Source organism: Vibrio sp. 1249-1, from assembly GCF_033340495.1.
Genome location: NZ_JAWOWJ010000671.1, coordinates 1 through 649 on the forward strand (window position 1 = coordinate 1; position 649 = coordinate 649).

Genomic DNA, 649 nt, shown 5'->3' on the forward strand with positions numbered 1-649 from the left:
AAGGCAGCGATAATTGCTGCCTTTTTGTTTTAGACGAGCCAGACTTGGATAAGTCGTGATACGTCAAATACAAAATACTTAGTGTGAAGGTTTGAACTGTGACTTACGCATACGGTTAAGTGCTGCCATCACATCCAAAGTACGTGGTTTAGCAAGGTCACCTTGTTTAGGCAGTGATGCGTGCCATTCGCCCGATAACATCTCTTCAATTTCTTTTGCTGGGTTGTTACACCAACCAGGCAGTTGTGCAAGTTGGAACCACAACCAACCAATGGCGTTCACTTCGTCAGCAGACTCAATCTGCTCTAGCGCACTAAGGTTAGTAAATTCTTTACCAAAACGCAGTGAGTCTTTGCCTTTTGCACTTACGCGGAATTTACCGTCAGTCAATATATTCATAAGAGCCACGCGGTTTAGTGCGCGTGGTCGGAAAGTTTGTAAGCTCTCTTCTGATTCGTTATGGCGCTGAGTAGGGTGCTGAGCAATCACTTGTTTTGCTTTTTCAGTCACGTCGACCGCTTGGTAGTCATGCATTTGAATAACGGTATTCGCCACATCTAGGTAATCACCAGAGCCACCCATAACGATGATAGTAGAGATATCCAGTTCATCACGTAATTGACCGATACGGTCAACCAGCGGTGTGATT

At 45.0% G+C, this 649-nt stretch carries 1 protein-coding gene; it reads right to left on the bottom strand.

Features of this window, described 5'->3' with window-relative positions; all coding sequences use genetic code 11:
• Nucleotides 1-78: 78 nt before the first annotated feature.
• Nucleotides 79-649 (bottom strand): P-loop domain-containing protein (locus tag R7Z50_RS28255; RefSeq protein WP_318149852.1); only part of this gene is annotated, 571 nt, incomplete at its 5' end.